We start from the raw sequence: 25,554 nt of genomic DNA on the forward strand, positions 1-25,554 counted from the left end.
CGCGTGCGCATCCCGCGCGCGGGGTCGATGTCGCATCGCGACTCGCGTGCGGGGTCGATTTCGCACCGGAAACGGCTGATTCGGATGCACTTTCGACCCCGCACCGCGTACGGACCGGCGCCGCGACGCGTGAGGTCAGGAAGGGCGCTCGGCGAGGCCGGAGGGGTCCGATCCTGCGTCCGCACCTGCACCCGCATCCGCATCCGCACCTGCATCCGCATCCGCATCCGTGGAGCTGGCGGCGTCGGCGGGGATGATGTCGATCGCCTCGGTGGCCGTCGCGTAGACCTCGGCCAGGCTGTCGTCGACGTCGGCCTCGTCGATCCAGGCGAGGTCGTCTCCCGAGTGGTCGTACTCGACCGGCACGAGGGCGAAGTCGTCGCCGTACTCCTCGAGACCGGCCATGACGCTGTGGCGCACGGCCATGCGGGCATAGCGCTCGCGCAGGATCATCGGGTCGCGCCGCAGGTCCTTCATGAACGCGACCATCATGAACGCCATGATCACCGCGAACGGCAGAGCGGCGATGATCGTGACGTTCTGCAGCGATCTCAGACCGCTGCCCTCTTCGCCGGTGACGAGCAGCACCGCGGCGATCACGCCGACCAGGACTCCCCACACCACGGCGACCCAGCGAGACGGCTCGGGGCGGCCCTGCTGCGAGAGCGTGCCCATCACGAGTGAGGCCGAATCGGCTCCGGTGATGAAGAAGATCGAGATGAGCAGGATCAGGACGATGCTGGTGATCAGCGGGAACGGCAGGTTCTCGAGCACGCCGAAGAGCACTTCCTCCGGCGGATCGACCGAGAGGTTCGCGCCGTTCATCTGCTGCTGGATCGCCGTCGTGCCGAAGATCGCGAACCACACGAGCGAGATCACGGCGGGCACGACGATGACGACCGAGACGAACTGGCGCAGCGTGCGGCCGCGCGAGATCTTGGCGATGAACATGCCGACGAACGGCGACCACGAGATCCACCACGCCCAGTAGAAGATCGTCCAGCTCGACAGGAACATCTGCGCCTCATCGCCCTGCGATGCCGAGCGGGCGACCATCTCGGGCAGGTCGCCGAGGAACTGCACGGCGACGGAGGGGATGACGTTGAGGATGAGCAGCGTCGGACCGACGAAGAACACGAAGAAGGCGAGCAGCAGCGCGACGACCGCGTTGATGTTGGAGAGCGCGCGGATGCCCTTCGATACGCCCGATACGGCAGATGCGATGAAGCAGGCCGTGAGCACGGCGATCGCGGCGATGAGCACGCCGTTGCCGAGCTCGCCGATGCCGCTCACGATCTCGACGCCGTGGCCGATCTGCAGTGCGCCGAGGCCGAGTGATGCGGCGGTGCCGAACAGCGTGACGATGATCGAGAAGATGTCGATCGTGCGGCCGAGCGGGCCCGTGGTGCGGCCCTCACCCAGCAGCGGGGCGAAGATCGACGAGATCAACGGGGTGCGGCCGCGGCGGAACGCGCCGTAGGCGATCGCGCCACCGACGAGCGCGTAGAACGCCCACGCCTGAGGTCCCCAGTGGTAGAGGACCTGGGCCTGCGCGGTGTGCATGGCCTCGAGAGTGTCGGCCTCGACGGTGCCGGGCGGCGGGTTCTCGAAGAAGGTGAGCGGCTCGGCGGCGCCCCAGAAGACGAGCCCGATGCCCATGCCGGCGGCGAAGAGCATCGAGATCCACGAGAACATCGAGAACTCGGGCTCTTCGTCGTCACGGCCGAGGGGGATGCGTCCGTAGCGGCTGAAGCCGATGAACAGCATGAAGACGAGGATGACCGTGGCGATCGTCGTGAAGAAGAAGCCGAAGTACTCGACGACCCATGCGAGCACGGTGGACGTCGTGCCCGAGAGGTTGTCGCCCGCGAAGACTCCCCATGCGATGAAGGCGACTGTCAGCGCGACGGCGATGCCGAAGACGAGCGGATCGGTGCGATAGGTGCGCCCGGTCTCTTCGACCGAGACCCCTGGCACGAGCGCGGGGTGCACGCCGCGCGGCGGCACGGCCGCGATGTCGCGGACGATCTTCTGGGCGGCTTCCGTGGCCTTCGCAGCCTGTCGGACTGCGGCGGTGTTGGTCTTCGGAGCGTCGGTCCGTGAGGTGGGGGTGTCGTCCGGAGTGTCCATGGGAACCAATTCTCCCATGCCGGCATTCTGCGGCCGGGGTCGGCCCGTCAGCGCGGCTGGCGGCGACCGCCGAAGACCGAGTGCAGCAGGGGCAGTGCCGAGACGCAGATGAGCGTGATGCCGAGCGGCGGGATCGAGGGCACCAGCAGCGCGCCGCCGACGAGCATCGCGGCGAAGAGCACCCCCGAGCCGATGCGGCGCGCGATGCCTTCGAGTCGGTCGAGGCGGCGTTCGAGGGCCGAGGTGTCGAACGTGACGTTGCCGTCGTCGACGCGGGTGATGATCGCGTCGATGCGCTTGGGCAGGCGGTATGTGACGGCGGCGGTCTCCATGGCCTGCTGCGCCATGTCCTGCATGAGGTTGCCCGATTCGTCGCGCAGCAGCCGTGCGGCGTAGGGCTCGGCAGCATCCCACACGTTGAACGAGGGGTCGAGGCTCGAGCACATGCCCGAGGTCAGCGACACGGCGCGGATCAGCAGCAGCATGTTCTCGGGCAGCTGCAACGGCAGCGAGCGCACCATGTCGCCGAACTCGTCGGCGAAGTCCGTGAACTCACGGGGGTCGACCTTGCTCAGCTCGGCGAAGCCCATGCCGCCGAAGCGGGCGAACAGCGCACGGAGCGCCCGTTCGAGCTCGGCGGTGTCGGCCGACGGCAGCAGCACGCCGATCTCCTGCGCCGCGGTGACGAGCCCGCGGCTGTCGCGACCGGCGACCGCGATCAGCAGCGTGCGCAGGCCGTCGCGAAGGTTGTCCGGCACCTCGGCCATCATGCCGAAGTCGATGAAGGTCAGGCGGAAGTTCCTGCCGGTGGCGGATGCCGGCTCCGGCGTCACGAAGATGTTGCCGGGGTGCGGGTCGGCGTGCACGAAGCTGTGCGTGAACACCTGATCGAACATGACCTCCGCGAACACGTCGGCGACCTCCGACGGATCGATGCCCGCCGCACGCAGAGCATCGGTGTCGTTGATCTTGATCGCCGTGACGTCGGACAGCGTGAGCACGCGGCGCGTCGACCGCTCCCAGACGATCTCGGGGGCGTCGACGCGAGCATCCCCGGCGAAGTTCTCCCGGAACCGCTCGGCGCTCGCGGCCTCGTGCAGGTAGTCGATCTCCTCGAGGCTGGTCTGGGCGAACTCCTCGACGAGGCCGGGGGCGTCGACGCGGTCGCTGACGAGCCTGACGCGCATCGCCCAGCGAGCGACGCGGCGCAGCGCCGCGAGGTCGACCGCGACGATCTCGTCGATGCCCGGACGCTGCACCTTGACGACGACGTTCGCGAGTCCGGTGTCGACGGCATCCTGCGCCGACAGGCGGGCTCGGTGCGCCTGGCCCAGGGATGCCGCGGCCACCGGATTCTCGTCGAACCAGGCATACGCCTGCTCCAGCGGCATGCCGAGTTCGGCCTCGGCGGCCGCGCGGATGCCGGTGAACGGCACCGCCGGAACCTCGTCCTGCAGGCCCTCGAGCTCTTTCGTGATCTCAGGGGGCAGCACGTCGAGGCGCGACGACATGAACTGCCCGACCTTGATCATGAGTCCGCCGAGCTCGACCGCGAGCACGTGGAACCGCTTCGCGAAGCGCTGCATGCGCGGGGCGCGGGTGCGCTCGGCGATCGAGCTCATGCCGAAGCGCGGCAGCACGAGCTCGAACCACCAGACCTTGATGAACTCGCGCGCCGCGAACGACAGGATGCGGCGGTACCGGGCACGATGGGCGCCCTGCGCCGCAGCATCCGTCATGTGTCGTCCCTGGGTCGTGTGCGATCAGTCCTGAGCGAGGATCGAGTACAGCCTACGGCGGGCCTCATCGAGGATCTCGACCGCCTGCTGCACCTGCTCGGTACTGCCGCTGCGACCGACCGCTGCGGCGGCGGCCGCGAGGTCGACACCGGCCTTCGGCAGTGCGCTGTAGCGGGGGTTGTCGTGCGAGCCCTCGCCCTTCGACTGCGACTCCCACGGGGCAGGGGTCTCGGTGTGCTCGGCGGCGACGGCACGGCCGGCCTCGGTGAGCGAGTAGGTCTTGCGACCGTTCTGCTCATCGGCCTCGATGAGGCCCTCGTCGGCGAGCAGCTGCAGCGTGGGGTAGACCGAGCCTGCGCTGGGCTTCCACGAACCGCCGCTGCGATCGGCGATCTCGTTGATGATCTGGTAGCCGTGCATCGGCTTCTCGGCGAGCAGCGACAGCACCGCGGTGCGGACGTCTCCCTTCGCCATGCGCGAGCCGCCGCTGGGGCGCTGCTCGAACGTCTTGCGGAGCTGGTCCATGGCATCGAAGATCGCGGATGCGGGTCCGCCGGGGCCCGAGCCGAAGCCGGATCCGCCGAACGGGTTCGAGGGGAATGCGTTGTTCATGATGACCTCCCGGAAGGGTGAGCGATAGTCAACGATATATCGTTAAGGCTGAGTGCCGGGTGGGAATCCGGCATCGTCGAGAAACTCCGGCGGATGTGCGCAGCTCACACCCAGGGGCGCTGACGCGCACTGCACGCACGGGCTCCTGAAAGCAAGCCCCCTGCGCTCCACAGCCGACGATGTTTCACTGATGTCGATGTCGAATTCTGCTGCCGTTTCCCCTGCGTCCACTTCCATCCGGGTGAGCGTGGTCGTCCCTGTGTTCCGACCGGGAGCGGCATTCGACGAACTCATCGACTCCCTCGACCGACAGACGCTCGATCACGACCGGTTCGAGGTGCTGCTGTGCGACGACGGCTCGGGCGAGGAGACGGCCGCGCGATTGGTCGAGATCGCGCGCGATCGCGACTACGTGCGCGTGGCGTACCTTGCGCATTCGGGGTGGCCGGGAACCCCGCGCAACCACGGCATCGACGATGCACGCGGCACGTACATCCAGTTCGTCGATCAGGACGACTGGCTCTACGACGGCGCCCTCGAAGCCCTCTGCGACTATGCCGACCAGCACTCCTCCGATGTCGTGGTGGGCAAGGAGGTCGGCATCGGCCGCCGGCTGCCGAGCCGGATCTTCCGGAAGGACGTGCCCCGGGCGCGCCTCGGCGAGGATCCGCTGCTCGAGATGCTGACGCCGCACAAGATGTTCCGCACCTCGTTCCTGCGCGAGAACCGCATCCGCTTCCCCGACGGCAAGGTGCGGCTCGAAGATCACCTGTTCGTGATGCGGGCATACTTCGAGGCGTCGACGATCTCGATCCTCGCGAGCCAGCCCTGCTACGCGTGGGTCAAGCATGCGGGCAGCGCGAGCTCGTCGCGCATCGAGCCGGAGACGTACTTCCCTCATCTCGAGGCCGTTCTCGACCTGGTCGAGCGTTTCACCGAGCCCGGGCGACTGCGCGACAGGCTGCTGCGTCACTGGTTCCGCGGAAAGATCCTGAAGCGGCTGACCGGCAAGAAGTTCCTCGGCTATCCGGATGAGTATCGCGACTGTCTGATCGACGTGGTCGGGCCGCTCGCGAAGCGCCGATTCGGACCGGGCGTCGACGGCGGCCTGTCGTTCCCGAACCGCATCCGGGCAGGGCTGCTGCGCGCCGATCGGCGGGCCGACCTGGTGAGCTTCGCACGGTTCGAGATGGAGATGAAATGCCGCGCGGTCGTGACGTCGGCCCGGTGGTCGCGGGGTGGCGGCCTGTATCTGACGTTCGACGTCTCGGTCACCCGCGATGGACAGGAAGCCCTCGTGTTCGAACACGGCACGGGGCGTCTGACCTCGTTGCCGGTGTCGATGGACGGCCTGCCGACCGCTCTGCTCGAAGCAGGGCGCGAGCTGCAGAACGATCAGGTCGAGCTGGTGCTGCGCGACAAGGCCGCAGGGGTCGAGCGTCGCATCGCCTCCGTGCATCCGCGCAGCCTCGGTGCGATCTCGGTCGCGATCGATCCGCTGAAGGTGTTCGGGCCTGCCGACGAGTCACGCGGCGCGAAGCTGTTCGTGACGGTCAGGCGGGCGGGGTGGACGTTCGACGTGCCCCTCACCGCGGATGCCGAGACCCTCGCGGCCGCGGGGCACTCGCCGCTGCTCGCGGGTCGCACGTGCACGCCGGTCGTCGGGCGTGGCGGTTCTGTCGAGCTGCGCCGGCAGTGGCCCGGTGGGCGGCTCAAGGACCTGGCCGGCCGTGCGGTGCGCCGCGTGCGGAGCGGGTCGCGCAAGAAGTGACGATCAGCGCGGGAGCGTGAGGATCTCGGCTCCGGTCTCGGTGATCGCGATCGTGTGCTCGGTGTGGGCTGTGCGGCAGCCGGTGGCGCTGCGGAGGGTCCAGCCGTCGGCGTCGGTCACCAGCACGTCGGTGTCGACCATGACCCACGGTTCGAGCGCGAGCAGCAGACCAGGGCGCAGCGTGTAGCCACGACCGGGGCGCCCAGCGTTCGCGACGTGCGGGTCCTGATGCATCGTCGAGCCGATGCCATGGCCCCCGAACTCGAGGTTGATCGGGTAGCCGGCATCGCCGAGCACCGTGCCGATCGCGTGCGAGAGGTCGCCGATGCGGGCGCCCGGGCGGGCGACGGCGATGGCCGCGGCGAGCGCCCGTTCGGTCGCGTCGATCATCGCCAGATCCGCGGATGCGGCATCGTCGGTGGATCCGACACTGTCGCCGACCACGAAGCTGATGGCGGCATCCGCCGAGATCCCGTGCAGAGTGACCGCGAGATCGAGGGTGAGCAGGTCGCCGTCCGCGAGCGCGTAGTCGTGCGGCATCCCGTGCAGCACCGCATCGTTCACCGCGGTGCAGACGTAGTGTCCGAAGGGCCCGCGGCCGAACGACGGGGCGTAGTCGACGTAGCAGGACACTGCGCCGGCGTCCTCGATCATCTGCTTCGTCCAGCGGTCGAGGTCGAGCAGGTTCACGCCGACCGTCGTGCGCTGCTTCAGCGACTGCAGGATGCTGCCGACGAGCGCCCCGGCATCCCTCGCCCGGGCGAGCTGGTCGTCGTTGAGGATCTCGATCATTGTGGTCTCCGCATTCGGCGTCGTGGTCAGTCCAATAACTATCCCGGTAATACTATCCCGGTATTAGAATGGGCACATGATGGTTCGCATGCCCCTGACTCCCGCCGAGGTCGAACGCGGAGAGCGTCTCGGCGCCCTGCTGCGGCGAGCGCGCGGCGAGCGGTCGATGCTGAGCGTCGCCCTCGACGCGGGCGTCTCACCCGAGACTCTGCGCAAGATCGAGTCGGGTCGGGTCGCGACTCCCGCCTTCTCGACCATCGCGGCGATCGCCGGTGTGCTGCACCTCTCGCTCGATTCGGTCTGGGCCGAGATCGAGCCGCCGGTGCACGCGATCGGTCGTGCGCAGGTCGCGTCCTGAGATGGCGCATGCGCTGATCACGGGCAGCTCGCGAGGCATCGGTCGCGCGGTCGCTCAGGCGTTCGCCCGCCGAGGCGACCATGTCGTCGTGCACTACGGCCGCGATCGGGATGCCGCAGAGCAGACCCTCGCCTCACTCGAGGGATCGGGGCACGCGGTCATCGGCGGCGACCTCGGGGATCCGGTCGAGGCGCAGCGCGTGGTCGAGGAGGCCGTCGCCGCCCTGGGTTCGCTCGACATCCTCGTGAACAACGCCGCGGTCGCGCCGAGCGCTGCCAACGCGCATCGCGTCGACTCGGCGTCGTATGCCGAGTGGCAGGCCGCCTGGTCTGCGATGGTGTCGGTCAACCTGCTCGGGGCGTCGAACGTGACCATTCTCGTCGCGCAGCACCTGATCGAGCGCGGATCCGGCGGGGCGATCGTCAACGTCGGGTCGCGTGGAGCGTTTCGCGGCGAGGCCGACCACCCCGCATACGCCGCGACGAAGGCGGGGCTGCAGGCGTTCGGCCAGTCGATGGCCCTCGTTCTCGCCCCGCATGGCATCTCGGTGACCTCCGTCGCTCCCGGCATGGTGGCGACCGAGCGACAGTCGGCGAAGCTCGAGAGCGAGCAGGGCGACAGCATCCGCGGGCAGAGCCCGTTCGGTCGCGTCGGCACCCCCGAAGAGGTGGCGGATGCCGTCGCCTACCTCACGTCTTCCTCGGCGGTATGGGCTTCGGGCACCGTGCTCGACCTCAACGGGGCGTCGTACTTCCGCTGAGCTCGCCGCTCCCTCGGCCCCGCACACCCTCGGGCACACACCCTCGGTCTCGCACACTCGGGCAGACACCCTCGGGCTCGCACACCCTGGGGCTCGCACACCTTGGGGAGGAGATCTGTCCGCGGGGAGGAGACTTCGCGCGAATCTCTCCTCCCGAGGGGCAGATCTCCTCCCGAGCGGCGAGCTCGCTCCCCGCGCGCGGACCGGTGTTCAGGCCCGGAGAACGGACTCGAGCAGCCCAGGGAACAGCGCGTCGAGATCGTCGCGCCGCAGCGTCAGCAGCCGTCGCCGACCGTTGGCCTCATTGCGGATCACACCCGCCTCACGCAGCACCTTCATGAAGTGCGACTTGGTCGACTTGGGGAGGTTCGGATCGGTCGAGTGGCACGCGGCCATGTCGAGCGGGCCGTCGGCGAGCTGCCGCGCGATCGCCAGGCGCTCGGGGTCACTGAGCGCGAAGAGCACGTCGGTGAGCTGGATCTCGGAGCGATCCGGGTGCGGGAGTTCGCCTGGCATGGTTCGAGAATAGTTGAACAATCCGTGGAACGCGAGTACGCTCCGATAGTTCGATGATTCTCGAACTCAGGACTCGAGACCGACCCCGCGGGAGCACGCATGACCACCACGGCACCGATCACCACGACCCCGGGGCCAGCATCCGCCATCCGCCGCCCGCGGTTCGGATTCGCGCTGGCGATCGTGACGCAGATCGCGATGATGACCGGCGCGAGCGCTCCGTCGCCGTTCTATCCGGTGCTCGCCGCCGAGATCGGATTCGACGCGATCGTCATCAGCGCGGTCTTCGCCGTCTACGCAATCGCACTGCTGCTCGCGCTGCTCTCGGCCGGCTCCCTCTCCGATCACATCGGACGCCGTCCCGTCGCGATCGGCGGGCTCCTGCTGCTCGCCGGCAGCATGCTGCTCTTCTGGCACGCCGACTCGGTCGCGACTCTGATGCTCGCGCGCATCCTGCAAGGTGCCGCGAGCGGTGTGCTCATCGCAGCACTCTCGGCCGCTGCCCTGGATCTCGCACCCGGCGGACGCTCGAGGGTCGCCGCCCTCTGGAACGCCCTCAGCCCCGGAATCGGCCTGGCGCTCGGCGCGCTCGTCTCGGGCATCGCACTCGATGTGACCGGCCAACCGCTGCTCGACGTCTTCGCACCGCTCACCGTCATCTACCTCGCGCTCGCCGCACTGTTCTTCCTCGCACCCGAGACTGCACCGCTGCATCCTGGGGCGTGGGGGTCGCTGAGTTTCCGGCTGTCGGTGCCCGCCGGCATCCGCTCGGACTTCTGGCGGGGCGCACCGGCGATCATCGCCGGGTGGGCGACGGGCGGGCTCTTCCTCTCGCTCGGCGCCAACATCGTGCGCACCGAGCTCGGCGGCGACGCGCATGTCTGGCAGGGCCTCGCCGTCGCGATGCTGGCGGGCATCGGCGCGATCACCGCGTTCGTGTTCCGCAATCGCCGACCGCGCACCTCTGTGATCTTCGGCACCGCGGCTCTCGCGACCGGCACGGCACTGTCGCTCATCGCGCTCAGCGTCGAGTCGCTCCCCTTCTACCTCGCCGCGACGGCTGTGACCGGCATGGGCTTCGGCACCGCGTTCTCCGGAGTCGTCGCCTCACTCGCACCGCGCATCCCCGCCACCGACCGCGCCGACACTTTCGCCGTGATCTACCTGCTCGCGTACCTCGCATTCGGCGTGCCGGCCGTCGTCGCCGGAACCCTGGTCGGCGTGTTCGGGCTCGGCGCGGTGTGCGTGGGATACGGGGTCGTGGTCATCGTGCTCGCGGTGGTGGCTCTCGTGCTGCGGGTACGCCGCGCGGAGTAGGCGGGCGCGGGGTTGGCGCGCGCGGGCCCTCACTTTTCGTGAGGCCGCATCGGGGTGCGCAGCGAGAGGACCCGCATCGGAGGACCCGCATCACAGAGTGCTCACCTCTTCGGGAGGAGAACTGCGCCTCAGGAGGAGACCTGCCCCAGGGAGGAGATCTGCTCCTGGGGAGGAGACTTCGCGCGAATCCCTCCTCCCGAAGGGCGGATCTCCTCCCGAGGCGCCGCGTCCCCGCGGGGCTCACAGCCCTCTTCGGGAGCCCGCATCGAGAGGACCCGCATCACAAGGTGCTCACCTCGTAGGGAGGAGAACTGCGCCTCGGGAGGAGACTTCGCGCGAATGCCTCCTCCCGAAGGGCAGATCTCCTCCCGAAGCGCCACGTCCCGCATCCGCCGACTTCCCCTATCGAACGATTAACGATAGATTTCTGTTGTTGCTCGATGAGAGGTGGAGTCATGGGGAAGTCGACGATCGTGGTGTTGAAGGTCGTGATCGTGGTGGCGCTGATCGGATCCGTGGCGGTGCAGGCGCTCATCGTGCCGCTGCTGTGGATCGACCTCGCGGCCGAAGAGCTGTGGGGCCGGATCGCCTTCGTATCGATCGTGGTTCTCGGCGTCGGCACCCTGCAGGTCTTCGGCATCTGCGTATGGATGCTGCTGACGAAAGTGCGCCGCGGATCGATCTTCTCGACCTCGTCGTTCCGCTACATCGACGTGATCATCGGAGCGATCCTCGCGGCCGCGGCACTCGCCTGGATCCTCGCGGCGATACTCGCCCCGGGCTCGGCCGCGCCGGGCCTCGTGGCGCTCATCGGCGGCGCGGGCGTCGTGCTCGGCGGCATCGCCCTGCTGGTCGTCGTCATGAAGGCGCTGCTGCGACAGGCCATCGAGCGCGACACCGAAGCACAGTCGCTGCGCTCGGAGCTCGACAACGAGGTGATCTGATGCCCGTCGTCGTGGATATCGACGTGATGATGGCGCGGCGCAAGATGGGTGTCGGCGAGCTGGCCGAGCGCATCGGCATCACCCCCACGAACCTCGCTGTGCTCAAGAACGGGCGCGCGAAGGCCGTGCGCTTCTCGACCCTCGACGCTCTGTGCGAGGTCTTGGAGTGTCAGCCGGGCGACATCCTGCGCTGGGAGGCGTGAGGGTCGGGAGGCCTGCGACGCGGATGCGACGCACGCGCAGCACCGGATGCCGGATGCCTACCGCCCCGCGAGCAACTCCCGCAGCCGTTCGGCCTCGCCCTCGGCCATCCCGTATCCGTGCTCGGGCCCCGGGTACACGCCCTCGCGCACCTCGCTCGCGTACGCCGCGACTCCGGCCACAGACACAGACCGCACATCGGCATAGCGCTTGACGAACTTGGCGGCCCCGCCGGCATAGATCCCCAGCAGGTCGTGGAAGACGAGCACCTGGCCGTCGGCATCCGTTCCGGCTCCGATGCCGATCAGCGGAATGCGCAGCAGGGGCGCGAGCACCGCGGTGACCTCCGACGGCACCGCTTCGATGACGATCAGTGAGACTCCGGCGTCCTGCAGGGCGAGGGCATCGTCGATCACGGTGAGTGCGGCGTCGGCGGTGCGTCCCTGCGCACGGTACCCGCCGAGCGACGTGGCTGTCTGCGGCGTCAGTCCGACGTGCCCGACGACGGGGATTCCGGCATTCACGAGCGCGCGGGCACGATCGACCGTGGCGCCGCCGCGTTCGATCTTGACGAGGTCGACTCCCGCCTCTTTGACGAAGCGCTGCGCGGTCGCGATGGCGATCTCGTCCGACGCCTCGTACGACCCGAAGGGGAGATCGCCGACGAGCAGCGGCGTGGTGAGTCCTCGCCGCACCGCCTTCGTGAGCATCAGCATCTCGTCGGTCGTGACGGGCACCGTGCTGTCATAGCCGAGCACCGTCATCGCGGCCGAGTCGCCGACGAGCACCATGTCGACGCCGGCATCCTCGACGATCTGCGCGCTCGGAAAGTCGTACGCGGTGACCATGACGATGGGTTCGCGGGCATGCTTCTTCACGTCGAGATCGCGCAGGGTGAGGCGCTTGGTCGGGGCGGCGTGAGCGCTCATCGGGTCGCCACCAGTTCACCGACGGCGTCGTCGACGCGGACGATGGCGTTCGACCGATCCACGTGCACGACGACAGGTTCGTAGTCGGCGAGGTCTTCGGGCGAGTAGTCGGCATAGGAGATGACGATGATCGTGTCGCCGGAGTGCACGAGGCGGGCGGCGGCACCGTTGACCTGGATGACGCCGGACCCACGTTCGCCGACCAGCGTGTAGGTCTCGAAGCGCGAGCCGTTGTCGACGTCGACGACGTGCACCTGCTCGTGCGGCAGGATGTCAGCGGCCTCGAGCAGGTCGGGGTCGACGGTGATCGAGCCGACGTAGTGGAGGTCACTGCCCGTGACGGTGGCGCGGTGGATCTTCGACTTCAGCATGGTGCGTCGCATCAGGCATCTCCCTTTCCGTCGGTGTTCGTGCTGGTCTCGGTGGTCGTGCTGGTCTCGGTGGTCGATGTGAGAGTCAGCAGGTGGTTGTCGATCAGCCGGGCAGCGCCGACGCGCGCGGCGACGAGCAGCAGCGCGTCGCGGTCGAGCACCGCCACCGGCCGCAGGGTCTCGGCATCCCGGAGTTCCAGGTATTCGGCGTCGATTCCGGCCGCCGAGAGCACAGCGTGGGCGGAGGAGAGGATGCTGTCGCCGTCGCGCTCCCCCGATCGGTGCGCCGCGTCGGCGGCATCGAGGGCGCGGTTGAGCGCGGTCGCCTGGGCGCGAGCATCCGCGTCGAGGTAGACGTTGCGCGAGCTCATCGCGAGCCCGTCTGCTTCGCGCACGATCGGGCACGCCACGACGCGCACGTCGAGGTCGAGGTCGCGCACGACCCGGCGCACGACCAGCACCTGCTGCGCATCCTTCTGACCGAAATAGGCGACGTCGGGCTGGACGATGCCGAACAGCTTGGTGACGACGGTGGCGACGCCGTCGAAGTGGTGGGGTCCGCGGCTCGCTCCGTCGAGCACCTCGGTGATGCCCGCGACGTGGATGTTCGTGGCGAACCCATCGGGGTAGATCTCGGCCCTATGCGGTGCGAACAGGATGTCGACGCCTTCGGCCTCGGCGAGCGAGGCGTCGTGGGCCTCGTCGCGCGGGTAGGTGCTGAGGTCTTCGTTCGCGGCGAACTGGGTCGGATTGACGAACAGCGAGACGACGACGAGGTCGTTCTCCGTTCGCGCCGCCCGCATGAGCGAGAGGTGCCCCTCGTGGAACGCGCCCATCGTCGGCACGAGTCCGACCGAGCGGCCCGCTGCCTTGGCGTCGCGAACCGCGGCTCGCACCTCGGCGATCGTGCGGAGGATTCTCATGCCTGTGGCTCCTCGGTGACGGCGGTCTGTTGGGTGGCCGCGTGATCGGCGGTCGTGTGGGCGGTCGCATGTGGCGCGCGTCCGGCGACCGCGCGGGTGGCGGTGGCGAGCGCGTCGAAGAGGTCTCGGTAGTCGCCGGATGCTGCGCGCTGCCGCGCCACGGTGGCCTCGTCACCGCGGGCGATCGGCCCCGTGAGCGAGGATGCCGCGCCGCGCGCCGCCCAGTTGTCGACCGTCTGTCGCACGAGTGGTGCGAGGTAGGCGCGGTCGATGCCTGCATCCTTCGCGAGGTGTTCAGCGGCATCGAGCACGGTCAGCACGAAGTTCGAGGCGAAGGATGCGGCGGCGTGATACTCCCCGCGGTGGGCGTCGTCGACGTGGAAGGGGTTCGCACCGATCACCCGCGCGAGCGCTTCAGCCGCCTCGAGCGCCTCGGGCGTGCGCCCATCGACGGCGACGCCGATGCCGCGGAAGACCTCGCTCGTCTCCTTGCCGGTGAAGGTCTGGAGCGGGTGGAGGCTGAAGTCGACGTCGGTGAGCGGCGTCGCACCGGAGACGTGCGCCACCAGCCGCGCGTGGGGGCGGGCGGCGAAGGCCACCGGTGCGATGGCGGAGTCCGGGACGCAGAGCAGCGCGATGTCGGCATCCGGCATCGAGTCCTCCCGGCGCAGAGGCCCCCGGACGACAAGGCCCGCCGCGCGCAACGCCCGTGCGAGTACGCCGCCGAGACGGCCGGCGCCGACGATGGCGATGGTCGTGTCAGGGGCGAGAGCAGGGGTTCTGTGCATGTCGATTCCCGGCCGAGACGTGCGGCGCGGATGGGATGAGTATCCGCCCGAGACGGGGTGCGCGCAAAATCTGAGAGCGATGTGCACACCGTTTCGCGTGTATGGGTTGCAGAAATCATCAACTATCGCGCTGCGAGCCGTGCTTATTGATTCGGCTCAACTTCCGCCCGGTCGTCGAGCGAGGCCGGCGAAGCCGCCCGAGACGAGACGCCCCGAACGCTGCGACGCCGCAGTCCCGAGTTACAGGTAGTACGTGCGCGAGACCAGTCCACCGTCTTCGCGGACCCACTCGATCGTGACGCCGCGCACCGCTGGACCTCCCAGAGTCCGAACCAGAAGCACCTCGAACGACGCTGTCGGCGGCACGTCGAGCGGAAGCTGCTCGCTCAACGTCACCTCGATGCCGGCCGTCGCCGTGATGCCTGACACGGTCAGAACCTCCCCGCTCGTGTTGCGGAAGCTCCCGACCCGTCCATCGCTGCGGAACATCCACGGCTCCGGCTCGGCAACCGACGACGCCCGGAGGCTGCGGCCACCCGGCTGTGCCGTCGGCTCGCGGTTGAGCGCCTCCCCGATCTCGCGCACCCCGCCCTTCGCGGACAGGCTGTTGATGAATGCGATGACAGCGACGGTCGACGCCGCGATGGATGCCACGGCGCCGAGCCACGAGGGCACGACGACGCCCCAGAAGTCGGTCGGCACGGGTTCCATGACCGCACTCTATCCGCGGCCGCCGACACCGGACAGGGGGGCTCAGCTCGATGACGGGCCCTCGCCGCGTTTCGTCTCAGTCGACTTCGTCGTCTTCGCTCAACGACCGGGGACTTCGCTCAACGACCGGGGGACGTCACTCAACGACCGGGGACGTCGCTCAACGACCCGGGGAACGGCAGGCCCCCGCATCCGCCGTACCCTTAACTGTTCTGCCCCACCCCCGGGCACCTTCTCTGGAGCATCCCCATGTCTGCAACTGCGGTCGACGATCGTGCCCGCTATCGGGCGAACCCGACGGTTCTCGAAGCGCTGAAGAGTCCGAGGATGCTGACGCGTGAGGTGCTCGCGGGTCTGGTCGTGGGTCTCGCGCTGATTCCCGAAGCGATCGCGTTCTCGGTGATCGCGGGCGTCGACCCGAAGGTGGGACTGTTCTCGTCGTTCATCATGGCGGTGTCGATCGCCTTCCTCGGTGGGCGTCCGGCGATGGTGACCGCGGCGACCGGAGCCGTCGCGCTCGTGATCGCCCCGGTCGCGCCGACGTACGGGATGGACTACTTCATCGCGACGGTGATCCTCGCCGGCATCTTCCAGGTCATCCTCGGGGTGCTGGGTGTCGCGAAGCTGATGCGCTTCATCCCCCGCAGCGTCATGGTCGGGTTCGTGAACGCGCTGGCGATCTTCGTGTTCAGCTCGCAGTTCCCGCAGCTGATCGATGCGCCGTGGCTGGTCTACCCGCTGGTCGCGCTGGGAATCGTCGTGATGATCGTGATGCCGAAGATCACCACGATCGTGCCGGCGCCGCTCGTGTCGGTGATCATCGTGACCGCTGTGGTGATGGCGTTCGCGATCACGGTGCCGACGGTCGGCGATCAGGGCGAGCTGCCCAAGAGTCTGCCCGAGCTGTTCATCCCGAACGTGCCGCTGACGTGGGAGACGTTCACGATCATCGCGCCGTTCGCGCTCGGGGTGGCGCTGGTCGGACTCATGGAGTCGCTGCTCACCGCCAAGCTCGTCGACGAGATCACCGACACCCACTCGAACAAGACGCGGGAGTCGTGGGCTCAGGGCGTGGCGAACATCCTCTCCGGAACCTTCGGAGGCATGGGCGGATGCGCCGTCATCGGCCAGACCATGATCGGCGTCAAGGCCTCGGGCGCCCGCACCCGCATCTCGACGTTCTGCGCCGGCATCTTCCTGTTCCTGCTGGTCGTCGTCTTCGGCGACTTCGTGAGCACGATCCCCATGGCCGCCCTCGTCGCCGTGATGATCATGGTCGCCATCGGAGCGTTCGACTGGCACAGCGTCAAGCCGTCGACCCTCAAGCGGATGCCGAAGAGCGAGACGTTCGTGATGGTGGCGACCGTCGTGCTCGTGCTCATCACCCACAACCTCGCGGTCGGCGTCGTCGGCGGAGTGCTGGTCGCGTCGGTGCTGTTCGTGCGGAGGGTCGCGCATTTCGTGTCGGTGAGCCGGACCCTGTCGGATGCCGGCGACGCCGTCACCTACACGGTGACCGGCGAGCTGTTCTTCGCCTCGAGCAACGACCTGACGACCCTGTTCTCGTACCCGGAGGATCCCGACCGCGTCGTCATCGACCTCACCGGATCGCACATCTGGGACGCCTCGACGGTCGCAGCTCTGGATGCGATCGAGACGAAGTACACCGCGCTCGGCAAGACGGTCGAGATCATCGGGATGAACGACAGCAGCCAGCGGATGCGGGGAAGGCTCACCGGCGGGTTCGAGTAGTCCCGCGCCGAGCATCCCCGGTCGTTGAGCGAGCACGGCGGAGCCGCGCGAGACGAAACGCACCTCGCCGGGTCCGTCGGGCCACCACGTTTCGTCTCAGGCGACTACGTCGTCTTCGCTCAACGAACGACAGGCGCCCGTTCAGCGCACCAGAGAGGGCCGCTTGCTGTCGAACTCCCAGCCAGGCACGAGGTACTGCATGCCGATGGCGTCGTCCCTGGCTCCCAGCCCGTGTTCGACATACAGCTCATGCGCCTCGGCGAGCCGAGCGCGGTCGATCGTCACGCCGAGCCCCGGGCGGTCGGGCACCCGCACCGCCCCGTCTCTGATCTCGGGCGCATCGACCGTCAGCTGCTGGCCGTCCTGCCAGATCCAATGCGTGTCGAGTGCGGTGATCTCGCCGGGCGCCGCTGCGCCGACCTGTGTGAACATCGCCAGCGAGATGTCGAAGTGGTTGTTCGAGTGCGACCCCCATGTCAGGTCGAAGTCGTGGCACAGCTGCGCCACCCGCACGGAACCGGCCATGGTCCAGAAATGCGGATCCGCGAGCGGGATGTCGACGGCGTCGGAGCGGATCGCATGCGCCATCTCTCGCCAGTCCGTCGCGATCATGTTCGTCGCTGTTCGCAGACCGGTGCGCCGACGGAACTCCGCCATCACTTCTCGACCCGAGAATCGGCCTTCCGCGCCGCACGGATCCTCGGCGTAGGCGAGCACATCGGCCAGGCGGCGGCCGATGCGCACCGCATCCTCGAGCAGCCACCCGCCGTTCGGGTCGAGCGTGATGCGCGCTTCGGGAAACCGTTCGGCGAGCGCGGTGACGACGTCGGCCTCGACCTCGCCGTCGAGCACGCCGCCTTTGAGCTTGAAGTCCGAGAACCCGTAGCGGATCTGCGCGGCTTCGGCCAGGCGCACGATGCCATCGGCCGTCATGGCCTCTTCGCGCCGCACGCTCTCCCACCCGTCGCCGCTCTCGCGCAGATAGGGGAGGTCGGTGCGGTCAGCATCGCCGATGAAGAACAGATACCCCAGCATCGGCACACTGTCGCGCTGCTGGCCGTCGCCGAGAAGCTCCGCGACCGGCACGCCGAGGTGCTGGGCGTGCAGATCGAGGAGCGCCGACTCGATGCCGGTGACGGCGTGCACGGTCGTGCGCAGATCGAACGTCTGCTGCCCTCGACCGCCCGCGTCGCGGTCGGCGAAGCGGGTCGCGATCGCCCGCAGCAGCGAGCGGTATCGGCCGACCGGCTGGCCCGCGAGGAACTCCGCGGCCTCGGCGATGGTGCCGCGGATCGACTCGCCGCCGGGGACCTCGCCGAGCCCCTCCCGTCCGTCCGAGTCCGTCGCGATGACGATGTTGCGTGTGAAGAACGGCCCGTGCGCGCCCGAGAGGTTCAGCAGCATCGAGTCGTGGCCGGCGACCGGGACGACCTCGATCCTCTCGATCGTGGGCACGGAGGTCATGCCGACACCTCGCGCCGCCCGTCGACGAGACGCGACACGTGCCAGGGGTTGGCGTCGCGCAGCACCTCGGGCAGCAGCCCGTCGGGGATGTTCTGATACGCCACCGGGCGCAGGAAGCGCTCGATCGCGAGGCTTCCGACGCTCGTCGTGCGCGAGTCGCTGGTGGCGGGGAACGGGCCCCCGTGCACCATCGCGTGCCCGACCTCGACCCCGGTGGGCCATCCGTTCGCGAGGATGCGCCCGACTTTGCGCTCGAGCACCGGAAGGAGCGCGGCGGCGAGTTCGTGATCGTCGGCGCTCAGCTGCAGCGTGGCGGTCAGCTGACCCTCGAGCCGTGAGGCGGCCTCCACCAGCTCGGCGGCGTCGCCGTAGCGCACCACCAGGGACGCGGCCCCGAAGATCTCCTCGTTCAGCACGGGATTCTCTTCGAACGACGAGAGCTCGGCGGCGTGGATCACCGGCGCCGGAGCGTGCGGCCCCTCGCCGTCGGTTCCCCGCGCGAGCACCTCGGCGTTCTCGTCTCTGGTCGCGACGCCGTCGCGCCACGCGTGCGCGATGCTCGGCGAGAGCATGGTCTGCCCTGTGGCCGCACGCAGGGATTCCGACACGGCCCGCAGGAACGCCTCGCCCTCGGCGCCACGAGGGACGAAGACGACACCGGGCTGCGTGCACAGCTGCCCGCTCGACCCCGTCGCACTCTGCACGTACCCCGCGGCGAGCGCCTCGACGTCGCCGTGCAGGGCCCCCGGCAGGATGAACACCGGGTTGACCGAGCTCATCTCGGCGTAGACGGGAATCGGCACCGGCCGCGCCTGTGCCGTGCGCACGAGCGCGAGACCGCCCTCGCGTGATCCGGTGAACCCGACGGCGTGGATGTCGGGGTCGGCGACGAGCGCCTGCCCGACGCTGCGTCCGGGACCGAAGATGTGCGAGAACACTCCGGGGTGCAGTCCGTGCGCGTCGATGGCGCGTGCGATCGCCGATGCGACGAGCTCGCTCGTGCCGGGATGCGAGCTGTGCGCCTTGAACACGACCGGGCACCCGGCGGCCAACGCGGATGCGGTGTCTCCCCCGGCAGTCGAGAACGCGAGCGGGAAGTTCGATGCCCCGAACACGGCCACCGGCCCGAGCGCGATCTTGCGCTGGCGGATGTCGACACGCGGAAGAGGTGTGCGGTCCGGCTGCGCCGGGTCGATCCGCACGCCGCGGTGCTCTCCGGCACGCACGACGTCGGCGAACAGCCGCAGCTGCCCGGTGGTCCGAGCACGCTCACCGAGGAGTCGCGCCTGCGGCAACCCGGTCTCCTGCATCGCCCGCGCGATCAGCGTGTCGCCGATCGCGTCGATCTCGTCGGCGATCGATTCGAGGAACGCCGCGTGAGCCTCGGGGGCGAGTCGGGAGAACGACGTGAAGGCCTCGGCCGCGGCGGCGGTCGCCGCGCGGAGCTGCTCGACGTCGATCTGCGAGTAGGGGGGTTCGAGCTGCTCGTCGGTGGCCGGGGCGATGGCGTACAGCGCGGTGCCGGTGCCGGGCACCGAACGTCCGGCGATCGACGAATGCCCGGTGAGGATGGCGGTGGTCATGTCACACTCCTTGAGTCGACGGCGGTGGTGCCGAGAGGATCGGCGAGGTCAGACTGGAACGGCGGCGAGCAGGCCGGCGCGCTCGAGAAGCTGCGCCAGATCGGCGTCGTCCTGCGCCGACAGGTCGTGCAGCGGCGGGCGCACGGGGCCGACGCCGTGTCCGGTCAGACGGAGACCCGCCTTGACGATCGAGACGCCGAATCCCTTCCCTCGATTGCGGATCGCGATGTACGGCAGCACGAAGCGCCCCAGCTTCTCGGTCACCGCGGCCCGGTCCTGAGCGCGCACATCGCGGTAGAACTCGAGCGCGAACTCGGGGACGAAGTTGAACATCGCCGACGAGTACGTGCTCATGCCCATCTGCAGCAGCGGCAGCGCGTAGGTCTCTGCGGTGGGCAGACCGCCCAGGTAGAACAGGCGCTCGCCGTTGCGCACGTAGACCGATGCCAGGTGCTCGATGTCGCCCGTGGCGTCCTTGAACCCCACGACGTTCTCGTGCCGTTCGGCGAGGATCGCCATCGTCTCGGCCGAGTAGATGGCGTTGCCGCGGTTGTAGACGATGATCGCGAGCTTCGTCGCCGCGGCGATCGCCGAGACGTGCTCGACGAGACCCGCCTGGTCGCACTCGGTGAGGTAGGGGGGCAGCACGAGGATCCCCTCCGCGCCGGCCTCCTCGGCCGCCCGGGCGTTCGCGATCGCGTGCCGGGTCCAGCCGCCGGCCGAGGCGAGCACCGGAACCTCGGGTCGCGACGACTGCACGGCCGCGCGGACGACTGCTGCGGACTCGGCCGCATCGAGACTGAACCCCTCGCCGGTGCCACCGGCGGCGAAGAGACCAGCCACCCCGAAGCTCGCCTGCCATTCCACGTGCTCGCGGTAGCGCTTCTCGTCGAATTCGAGCTCCGGCGTGAACGCCGTCGCGGGGAACGAGAGAAGACCTTCGCGAAGGTGGTCGGCCAGCTCGGTGGGCGTGAATCGTGCCACGGTGCACTCCTGGGGTGTCGCGCCGGTATCCGGCTCGGATCTGAACAATCGTCACGCTATGCGTGAAACGATGCGCCTACAAACCAAATGGTGGATGGATCAATGCGCCGTCTGCATCAGAGTGCCGACATCTCCGCCACCGGTGTCGGCAGCGGCCGACCGTCGAGGTGGGCCCGCAGGTTCGCGAGTGTGAGGTCTCGCATGTCGATCCTGGTCTCGTGCGTGCCGCTGCCGACGTGGGGCAGCAGCGTGACGTCATCGCGGATGAGCCGCGTGGGCACGTACGGCTCATGCGCGAACACGTCGAGGCCGGCTCCCGCGATCCGACCGTCCTCGAGAGCGGCGATCAGTGCATCCTCATCGACGACCGAGCCGCGTGCGATGTTCACCAGGAAGGCGTCGGGTCCAAGCGCGTCGATCACCTCGGCATCCACGAGGTTCTCGGTCGCCGCCCCACCGGGAACCGCGATGACCACGACGTCCGATCGGCGCGCGAGGTCGACGGCCGATGCCACGTGCTCCCACGGCACGCCCTCGACAGGACGTCGGGTCGTGTACAGGATCGTCGTGTCGAAGGCGGCGGCGCGTCTGGCGATCGCCTGCCCGATGCGGCCGAGGCCGAGCACGCCGACCGTGCTGCCCGAGAAACGACGCGTGAGCGGAAACCCTCCCGACTCCCACGCGCCGTCGCGCAGGAACCGCTCGGAGGCGCCGAACCGGCGGAAGACATCGAGCATGAGCCCGAGCGCCGTGTCGGCGACGCAGTCGGTGAGCACGTCGGGCGTGTGGGTCACCCGGATGCCGCGGGCGACCGCCTGGGCGACATCCGTCGTGTCGTATCCGACGCCGAAGTTGGTCACGATCTCGAGGTTCGGGAGGGCGGCCATCAGCTCGGAGGGAACGCCGTTGCGACCGCTCGTGACGACGGCGCGCACCTTCGCGGCATCCGTCGGGTCGAGGGCTACGAGGTCGTCGGGCAGGCGCACCACGGAGTACTCGTCCTGCAGCGTCCGCTCGAGAGAATCGAGCAGCGGCCCCGCCTGAGCGACGGAGCCGGGAGCGAACGGAGCGGAGGTTTCGGGAGAGTTGGTCATGGCGCGAGACTACGTCCGGCCAACGATGCAGTTCCATAAGCGAAGTTGCATGGATTGATGCGCCGCAAGCATCTATGGGGTGAGACCGGCGTAATCTCGCGGATCGCGACTCGGCCGACGGATGCCGCACGGCACCGGCCCTCGGCAGCGGCCGCCGGTGCGGCCTTCGCACCTGTTGACGCTCGGGAGGCGGTCTGCGACATTCACAACGGGCCGACAGCCAACGAGGGCCGCGGCCGTCCCCTACCTGGAGGAACCCGATGAAGCTTTCTTCCCCCCGACGCAGAGGCACCCGGGCAGCCGCGGTCACTGCCGGAATCGCATCGATCGCACTGCTGGCTTCGTGCTCCGTCGCCAACTCGGAGTCGGAAGGCGGCGGCGAGGGCGGCACGGGCGACACCCTCCGTGTCGTGCTCACGCAGGAGCCCCCGACCCTCGAGGCGTGCGACGCCAACCTCACCTCCACCGGCGTCGTCGTGCGCAGCACGGTCACCGAGCCGCTGGTCGAGCGCAACCCCTCGACGGGCGAGCTCGAACCGCTGCTGGCCACCGAGTGGGAGCAGACCGGCGACACGGAGTGGACGTTCACCGTCCGCGATGACGTCACCTTCCAGGACGGCACGCCGTTCGATGCCGAGGCAGCCGCCTACTCCATCGATCGCGCCGTGAACGGCGACCTCGGCTGCAACGTCGAGGGCTACATCTTCGGCGACGACGACCTCGAGGTCGAGGCGACCGACGCCACCACGCTCACGGTCACCACCCCGAGCCCCGACCCGATCCTCCCCCTGAAGCTGTCGTTCATCGAGATCGTCTCGCCCGAGACCTCGAACACGGAGTTCGTGCGCGAGCCGGTCGGCACCGGTCCCTACGCGATCGGCGAGTGGCAGGCCGGCACGAAGCTGACGCTCGAGCGCAACGACGACTACTGGGGCGACGCCCCGCAGTTCGCCGACGTCGAGTACCAGTGGCGCTCCGAGGGCACCGTCCGTGCCGCGATGATCACCAGCGGCGAAGCCGACATCGCCCTCGGCCTCAGTGCCGAGGACGGCATCGGAGACCTGGGCGTGAGCTACCCGAACAACGAGACGATCGCCCTGCGCTTCTCGGGCCAGACGGCTCCGCTCGACGACATCCGCATCCGTCAGGCGATCAACTACGCCATCGATCGCGAGGGCATCGTCTCGTCGCTCTACCCCGATGGCGACAAGGTGGCCGCGCAGCTGATCCCCGAGGGCATCGTCGGATTCAACGCCGACCTCGAGCCGTGGGAGTACGACCCCGAGAAGGCGAAGGCCCTGGTCGAGGAGGCTGCGGCCGACGGCGTCGCAGTCGACACGAAGATCCTCATGCCTGTGCGCACCGCGCAGTTCCCGAAGGTCAGCGAACTCGGCGAGGTGCTGCGCGAGCAGCTGGCGGCCGCAGGGCTGAACGTCGAGCTGCGCATGGTCGACACCACTCAGCACCTGCAGTACCAGCTGAGTCCGTTCGTCACGAACGAGGGTCCGATCTCGATGCTCATCCAGCACGGCAACCAGGCAGGTGACGCGCAGTTCACGGTCGAGCAGTACATGCTCACGGGCGGCGCACAGGCCGAGTTCGGCGACCCGGCCCTGGACGAGCTCATCACCACCGCGCGGACCCTCACCGGCGACGAGCGCCAGGCCGCATACGAAGAGGTGTTCGCCTACGAGCGCGAGAACGTGGTGGCCCTGGCCCCGATCGCGCACCAGACGGTCATGCTCGGTCTCGCCGACCGGGTGACCTACGAGCCCAACTCGTCGACCGGCGACGAGCTGCGCATCAAGGAGGTCTCGCTCGCGGGCTGACCGCGAGCGAGAGTGAGAGTGAGAGGCGGGCGACCATGTGGACCTACCTGAGAAAACGAATCCTGCAGAGCGCGCTGCCGCTGATCGCAGTCGTCCTGGGTGTCTTCGTGCTCGCCCGCCTCACCGGCGATCCGTCGCAGCTGTACCTGCCGCTGAACGCGACCGATCAGATGCGCGAGGACTTCGCGGCCCGCAACGGCTTCGACCAGCCGCTGTGGAAGCAGATGGGCGACTACTTCCTCGGCGTCCTGCAGCTCGACTTCGGTCAGTCGCTGCGCACCGGTGAACCCGCAGCCGAGATGGCGCTGCGCGCCTTCCCCGCCACCCTGCAGCTCGCCGCGGTCACGATGGTCCTGGCGATCGTCATCGCCGTGGCGCTCGGCAGCTGGGCGTCGCTGAAGCCGAACGGCATCGCCGACCGCATCGTGAGCTTCTTCTCGATGACGGCGGCGAGCGTGCCCGACTTCTGGGTGGCCATCCTCGGCATCTGGATCTTCGCGATCACGCTGGGCTGGCTGCCGACCTCCGGCACCGACGGAGCGCTCGTCTGGATCCTCCCGGTCGCGACGCTCATGCTGCGTCCGGTCGGAGTGCTCGCCCAGGTCGTGCGCGGGTCGATGGTGACGGTGCTGGGTCAGCCCTACATCCAGGTCGCCCGCAGCCGCGGTGCAGGGCAGATGCACATCGTCTCGAAGCATGCGCTGCGCAACGCCGCAGCCCCCGCCCTCACCGTGGCAGGCGACCTGACCGTCGGCCTCATCAACGGCGCCGTGGTCGTCGAGTCGATCTTCGGCTGGCCCGGCATCGGCAAGCTCATGATCGACTCGATCCTGCAGCGCGACTTCGCGGTGCTGCAGGCCGCGGTGCTGATCACAGCACTGGCGATCTTCGCTTTGAACATCATCATCGACCTCGGTTATGCACTGCTCGACCCGCGAGTCAGGCCGACGTCCGGCTCTCGCGCCCGTCGTCGCGGCCCGGGGGCGCTCTCCGACACGAAGGCAGAGGTGCTGACGAATGTCTGACAACAACGCATCGACAGTCACCGTCCTCACTCAGAAGGCGCGCGGAGCACGGTCGTCCGGCCGCGCCAACCTCTGGCAGCTGCTGTGGAAGGACAAGGTCGCCGCATCCGCCGCCATCATCCTCGCGTTCATCGTGCTCACCGCGATCGTCGGTCCCCCGCTGTTCGGCGAGATCGCGCAGCGGCAGGATCTCGGGGCGCGCAACATGCCGCCGTTCAGCTTCCAGCTCGGCTGGGAGTACGCACTCGGCAGTGACTCGCTGGGACGCAGCCTGCTCGCCCGCATCATCACCGCGGCAGGCACCACCCTGGGTGTCGCCGCCGCGGCCGTGGTCGTCTCCGCGATCGTCGGATCGATCTGGGGCATGTGGGCCGGATTCCACCGCGGATGGCGCGAGTCGGTGTCGATGCGCATCGCCGACGTCATCATGAGCTTCCCCTCGCTGCTGCTCGCCGTCGTTATCCTCTACGTCTTCAACCCGAGCGCGGCGAACATCGTGCTCGTGCTCGCGATCACACGCATCCCTCTCTACCTGCGCACCGCGCGAGCGGATGCCGCCGAGCTGCGCTCCCGGATGTTCGTCGATGCCGCGACGAACTTCGGAGCCACGAACCGCGCCATCGTCTTCCGGCACATCGTCCCGAACGTGCTGCCGACTCTCGTCACGCTCGCCACGCTCGAGTTCTGCTACGTGATGCTGGCCGAGTCGTCGCTGAGCTTCCTCGGCATCGGCATCCAGCCGCCCGACGTCAGTTGGGGCCTCATGGTCTCGCAGGGGCGCCAGTACCTCGCCGAGGCGTGGTGGCAGTCGGTGCTCCCGGGTCTTGCGATCGTGATCACCACGGTCTGCGCCAACGTGCTGGCCGCGTGGCTGCGTCTTGCGACGGACCCTGGCCAGCGCTGGCGCCTGCAGAGCAAGAAGCGTCGTCGTGTGATCGGCTCGATCGCCGCGCGCAGCTGA

At 68.7% G+C, this 25,554-nt stretch carries 24 protein-coding genes; 10 read left to right on the forward strand and 14 right to left on the reverse strand.

Annotated features, from left to right (window positions below; all coding sequences use genetic code 11):
* Positions 1-135: 135 nt before the first annotated feature.
* From OB895_RS10675 to OB895_RS10685, 3 genes are read right to left on the reverse strand one after another with little or no spacing between them, the layout of a single operon-like run.
* Complete coding sequence (locus OB895_RS10675) at positions 136-2,130, reverse strand: BCCT family transporter (protein WP_311877490.1); 1,995 nt, start codon at positions 2,128-2,130, stop codon at positions 136-138.
* A 47-nt stretch (positions 2,131-2,177) separates the two neighbouring features.
* Positions 2,178-3,869, reverse strand: coding sequence for an ABC1 kinase family protein (locus OB895_RS10680; RefSeq protein WP_311877492.1), 1,692 nt, complete (start codon positions 3,867-3,869; stop codon positions 2,178-2,180).
* A gap of 24 nt (positions 3,870-3,893) precedes the next feature.
* Complete coding sequence (locus tag OB895_RS10685; RefSeq protein WP_042540719.1) at positions 3,894-4,481, reverse strand: PadR family transcriptional regulator; 588 nt, start codon at positions 4,479-4,481, stop codon at positions 3,894-3,896.
* A 241-nt stretch (positions 4,482-4,722) separates the two neighbouring features.
* Here OB895_RS10685 and OB895_RS10690 point away from each other — a divergent pair, with 241 nt between their 5' ends.
* Entirely contained in the window at positions 4,723-6,252 is a 1,530-nt protein-coding gene (locus tag OB895_RS10690) for a glycosyltransferase family 2 protein (RefSeq protein WP_311877496.1), read from the forward strand.
* Positions 6,253-6,255: 3 nt separating this feature from the next.
* Here the strand turns inward: OB895_RS10690 and map are convergent, their stop codons facing one another.
* Positions 6,256-7,044 (reverse strand): type I methionyl aminopeptidase, encoded by a 789-nt coding sequence (gene map / locus OB895_RS10695; RefSeq protein WP_311877498.1) that lies wholly within the window; start codon positions 7,042-7,044, stop codon positions 6,256-6,258.
* 79 nt (positions 7,045-7,123) lie between these two features.
* On the opposite strand from map, the gene OB895_RS10700 reads away from it, so the two are divergent.
* Entirely contained in the window at positions 7,124-7,402 is a 279-nt protein-coding gene (locus OB895_RS10700; RefSeq protein ID WP_056376399.1) for a helix-turn-helix domain-containing protein, read from the forward strand.
* 1 nt (position 7,403) lies between these two features.
* Positions 7,404-8,162: an SDR family NAD(P)-dependent oxidoreductase gene (locus OB895_RS10705; protein WP_311877500.1), complete on the forward strand. Its 759-nt coding sequence runs from the start codon at positions 7,404-7,406 to the stop codon at positions 8,160-8,162.
* A 210-nt stretch (positions 8,163-8,372) separates the two neighbouring features.
* Here OB895_RS10705 and OB895_RS10710 read toward each other — a convergent pair whose 3' ends face one another.
* On the reverse strand, positions 8,373-8,678 hold the full coding sequence (locus tag OB895_RS10710) for an ArsR/SmtB family transcription factor (RefSeq protein ID WP_042540718.1): 306 nt from the start codon (positions 8,676-8,678) through the stop codon (positions 8,373-8,375).
* A 99-nt stretch (positions 8,679-8,777) separates the two neighbouring features.
* Here OB895_RS10710 and OB895_RS10715 point away from each other — a divergent pair, with 99 nt between their 5' ends.
* From OB895_RS10715 to OB895_RS10725, 3 genes are all read left to right on the forward strand, one after another.
* Positions 8,778-9,995, forward strand: coding sequence for an MFS transporter (locus OB895_RS10715; RefSeq protein ID WP_311877503.1), 1,218 nt, complete (start codon positions 8,778-8,780; stop codon positions 9,993-9,995).
* A 455-nt stretch (positions 9,996-10,450) separates the two neighbouring features.
* Positions 10,451-10,939 (forward strand): DUF2975 domain-containing protein, encoded by a 489-nt coding sequence (locus OB895_RS10720; protein WP_311877506.1) that lies wholly within the window; start codon positions 10,451-10,453, stop codon positions 10,937-10,939.
* Entirely contained in the window at positions 10,939-11,142 is a 204-nt protein-coding gene (locus OB895_RS10725) for a helix-turn-helix domain-containing protein (RefSeq protein WP_042540715.1), read from the forward strand. Before OB895_RS10720 ends, OB895_RS10725 begins: the two co-directional genes overlap by 1 nt.
* A 57-nt stretch (positions 11,143-11,199) precedes the next feature.
* Here OB895_RS10725 and panB read toward each other — a convergent pair whose 3' ends face one another.
* From panB to OB895_RS10750, 5 genes are all read right to left on the reverse strand, one after another.
* Positions 11,200-12,069 carry a 3-methyl-2-oxobutanoate hydroxymethyltransferase gene (gene panB / locus OB895_RS10730; protein ID WP_311877508.1) on the reverse strand — a complete coding sequence of 290 codons (870 nt, stop codon included), beginning with the start codon at positions 12,067-12,069 and terminating at the stop codon, positions 11,200-11,202.
* A complete protein-coding gene (panD, locus tag OB895_RS10735; protein WP_079112033.1) occupies positions 12,066-12,452 on the reverse strand; it encodes an aspartate 1-decarboxylase in 387 nt (128 codons plus the stop codon). The genes panB and panD overlap by 4 nt, the downstream gene beginning before the upstream one ends.
* Positions 12,452-13,363, reverse strand: coding sequence for a pantoate--beta-alanine ligase (gene panC / locus OB895_RS10740; protein WP_311877510.1), 912 nt, complete (start codon positions 13,361-13,363; stop codon positions 12,452-12,454). Before panC ends, panD begins: the two co-directional genes overlap by 1 nt.
* Entirely contained in the window at positions 13,360-14,151 is a 792-nt protein-coding gene (locus OB895_RS10745) for a DUF2520 domain-containing protein (protein ID WP_311877511.1), read from the reverse strand. The genes panC and OB895_RS10745 overlap by 4 nt, the downstream gene beginning before the upstream one ends.
* A gap of 240 nt (positions 14,152-14,391) precedes the next feature.
* Positions 14,392-14,862, reverse strand: a complete 471-nt coding sequence (locus OB895_RS10750) for a hypothetical protein (RefSeq protein ID WP_311877512.1) — start codon at positions 14,860-14,862, stop codon at positions 14,392-14,394.
* Positions 14,863-15,111: 249 nt separating this feature from the next.
* Here OB895_RS10750 and OB895_RS10755 point away from each other — a divergent pair, with 249 nt between their 5' ends.
* Positions 15,112-16,614, forward strand: coding sequence for a SulP family inorganic anion transporter (locus OB895_RS10755; protein ID WP_042540710.1), 1,503 nt, complete (start codon positions 15,112-15,114; stop codon positions 16,612-16,614).
* 141 nt (positions 16,615-16,755) lie between these two features.
* Here OB895_RS10755 and OB895_RS10760 read toward each other — a convergent pair whose 3' ends face one another.
* The 4 genes from OB895_RS10760 to OB895_RS10775 all read right to left on the reverse strand — a co-directional run bounded on the left by OB895_RS10760 (position 16,756) and on the right by OB895_RS10775 (position 21,739).
* On the reverse strand, positions 16,756-18,078 hold the full coding sequence (locus OB895_RS10760) for an enolase C-terminal domain-like protein (protein WP_311877515.1): 1,323 nt from the start codon (positions 18,076-18,078) through the stop codon (positions 16,756-16,758).
* Complete coding sequence (locus tag OB895_RS10765) at positions 18,075-19,661, reverse strand: aldehyde dehydrogenase (NADP(+)) (protein ID WP_311877517.1); 1,587 nt, start codon at positions 19,659-19,661, stop codon at positions 18,075-18,077. Before OB895_RS10765 ends, OB895_RS10760 begins: the two co-directional genes overlap by 4 nt.
* A gap of 48 nt (positions 19,662-19,709) precedes the next feature.
* The gene (locus OB895_RS10770; protein ID WP_311877519.1) at positions 19,710-20,645 is read right to left on the reverse strand and encodes a 5-dehydro-4-deoxyglucarate dehydratase; all 936 of its coding nucleotides are present in this window, start codon (positions 20,643-20,645) and stop codon (positions 19,710-19,712) included.
* A 116-nt stretch (positions 20,646-20,761) separates the two neighbouring features.
* Positions 20,762-21,739 (reverse strand): 2-hydroxyacid dehydrogenase, encoded by a 978-nt coding sequence (locus OB895_RS10775; protein WP_311877522.1) that lies wholly within the window; start codon positions 21,737-21,739, stop codon positions 20,762-20,764.
* Between the two features lie 260 nt (positions 21,740-21,999).
* On the opposite strand from OB895_RS10775, the gene OB895_RS10780 reads away from it, so the two are divergent.
* Genes OB895_RS10780 through OB895_RS10790 form a run of 3 tightly spaced genes read left to right on the forward strand, consistent with a single transcriptional unit; the run spans position 22,000 to position 25,554 of the window.
* Positions 22,000-23,568 carry an ABC transporter substrate-binding protein gene (locus OB895_RS10780; protein WP_311877524.1) on the forward strand — a complete coding sequence of 523 codons (1,569 nt, stop codon included), beginning with the start codon at positions 22,000-22,002 and terminating at the stop codon, positions 23,566-23,568.
* Positions 23,569-23,603: 35 nt separating this feature from the next.
* Positions 23,604-24,593: an ABC transporter permease gene (locus tag OB895_RS10785; RefSeq protein WP_082041104.1), complete on the forward strand. Its 990-nt coding sequence runs from the start codon at positions 23,604-23,606 to the stop codon at positions 24,591-24,593.
* On the forward strand, positions 24,586-25,554 hold the full coding sequence (locus OB895_RS10790; protein WP_311877529.1) for an ABC transporter permease: 969 nt from the start codon (positions 24,586-24,588) through the stop codon (positions 25,552-25,554). The genes OB895_RS10785 and OB895_RS10790 overlap by 8 nt, the downstream gene beginning before the upstream one ends.

The sequence above is a fragment of the Microbacterium forte genome, assembly GCF_031885415.1.
Lineage (GTDB): Bacteria > Actinomycetota > Actinomycetes > Actinomycetales > Microbacteriaceae > Microbacterium > Microbacterium forte.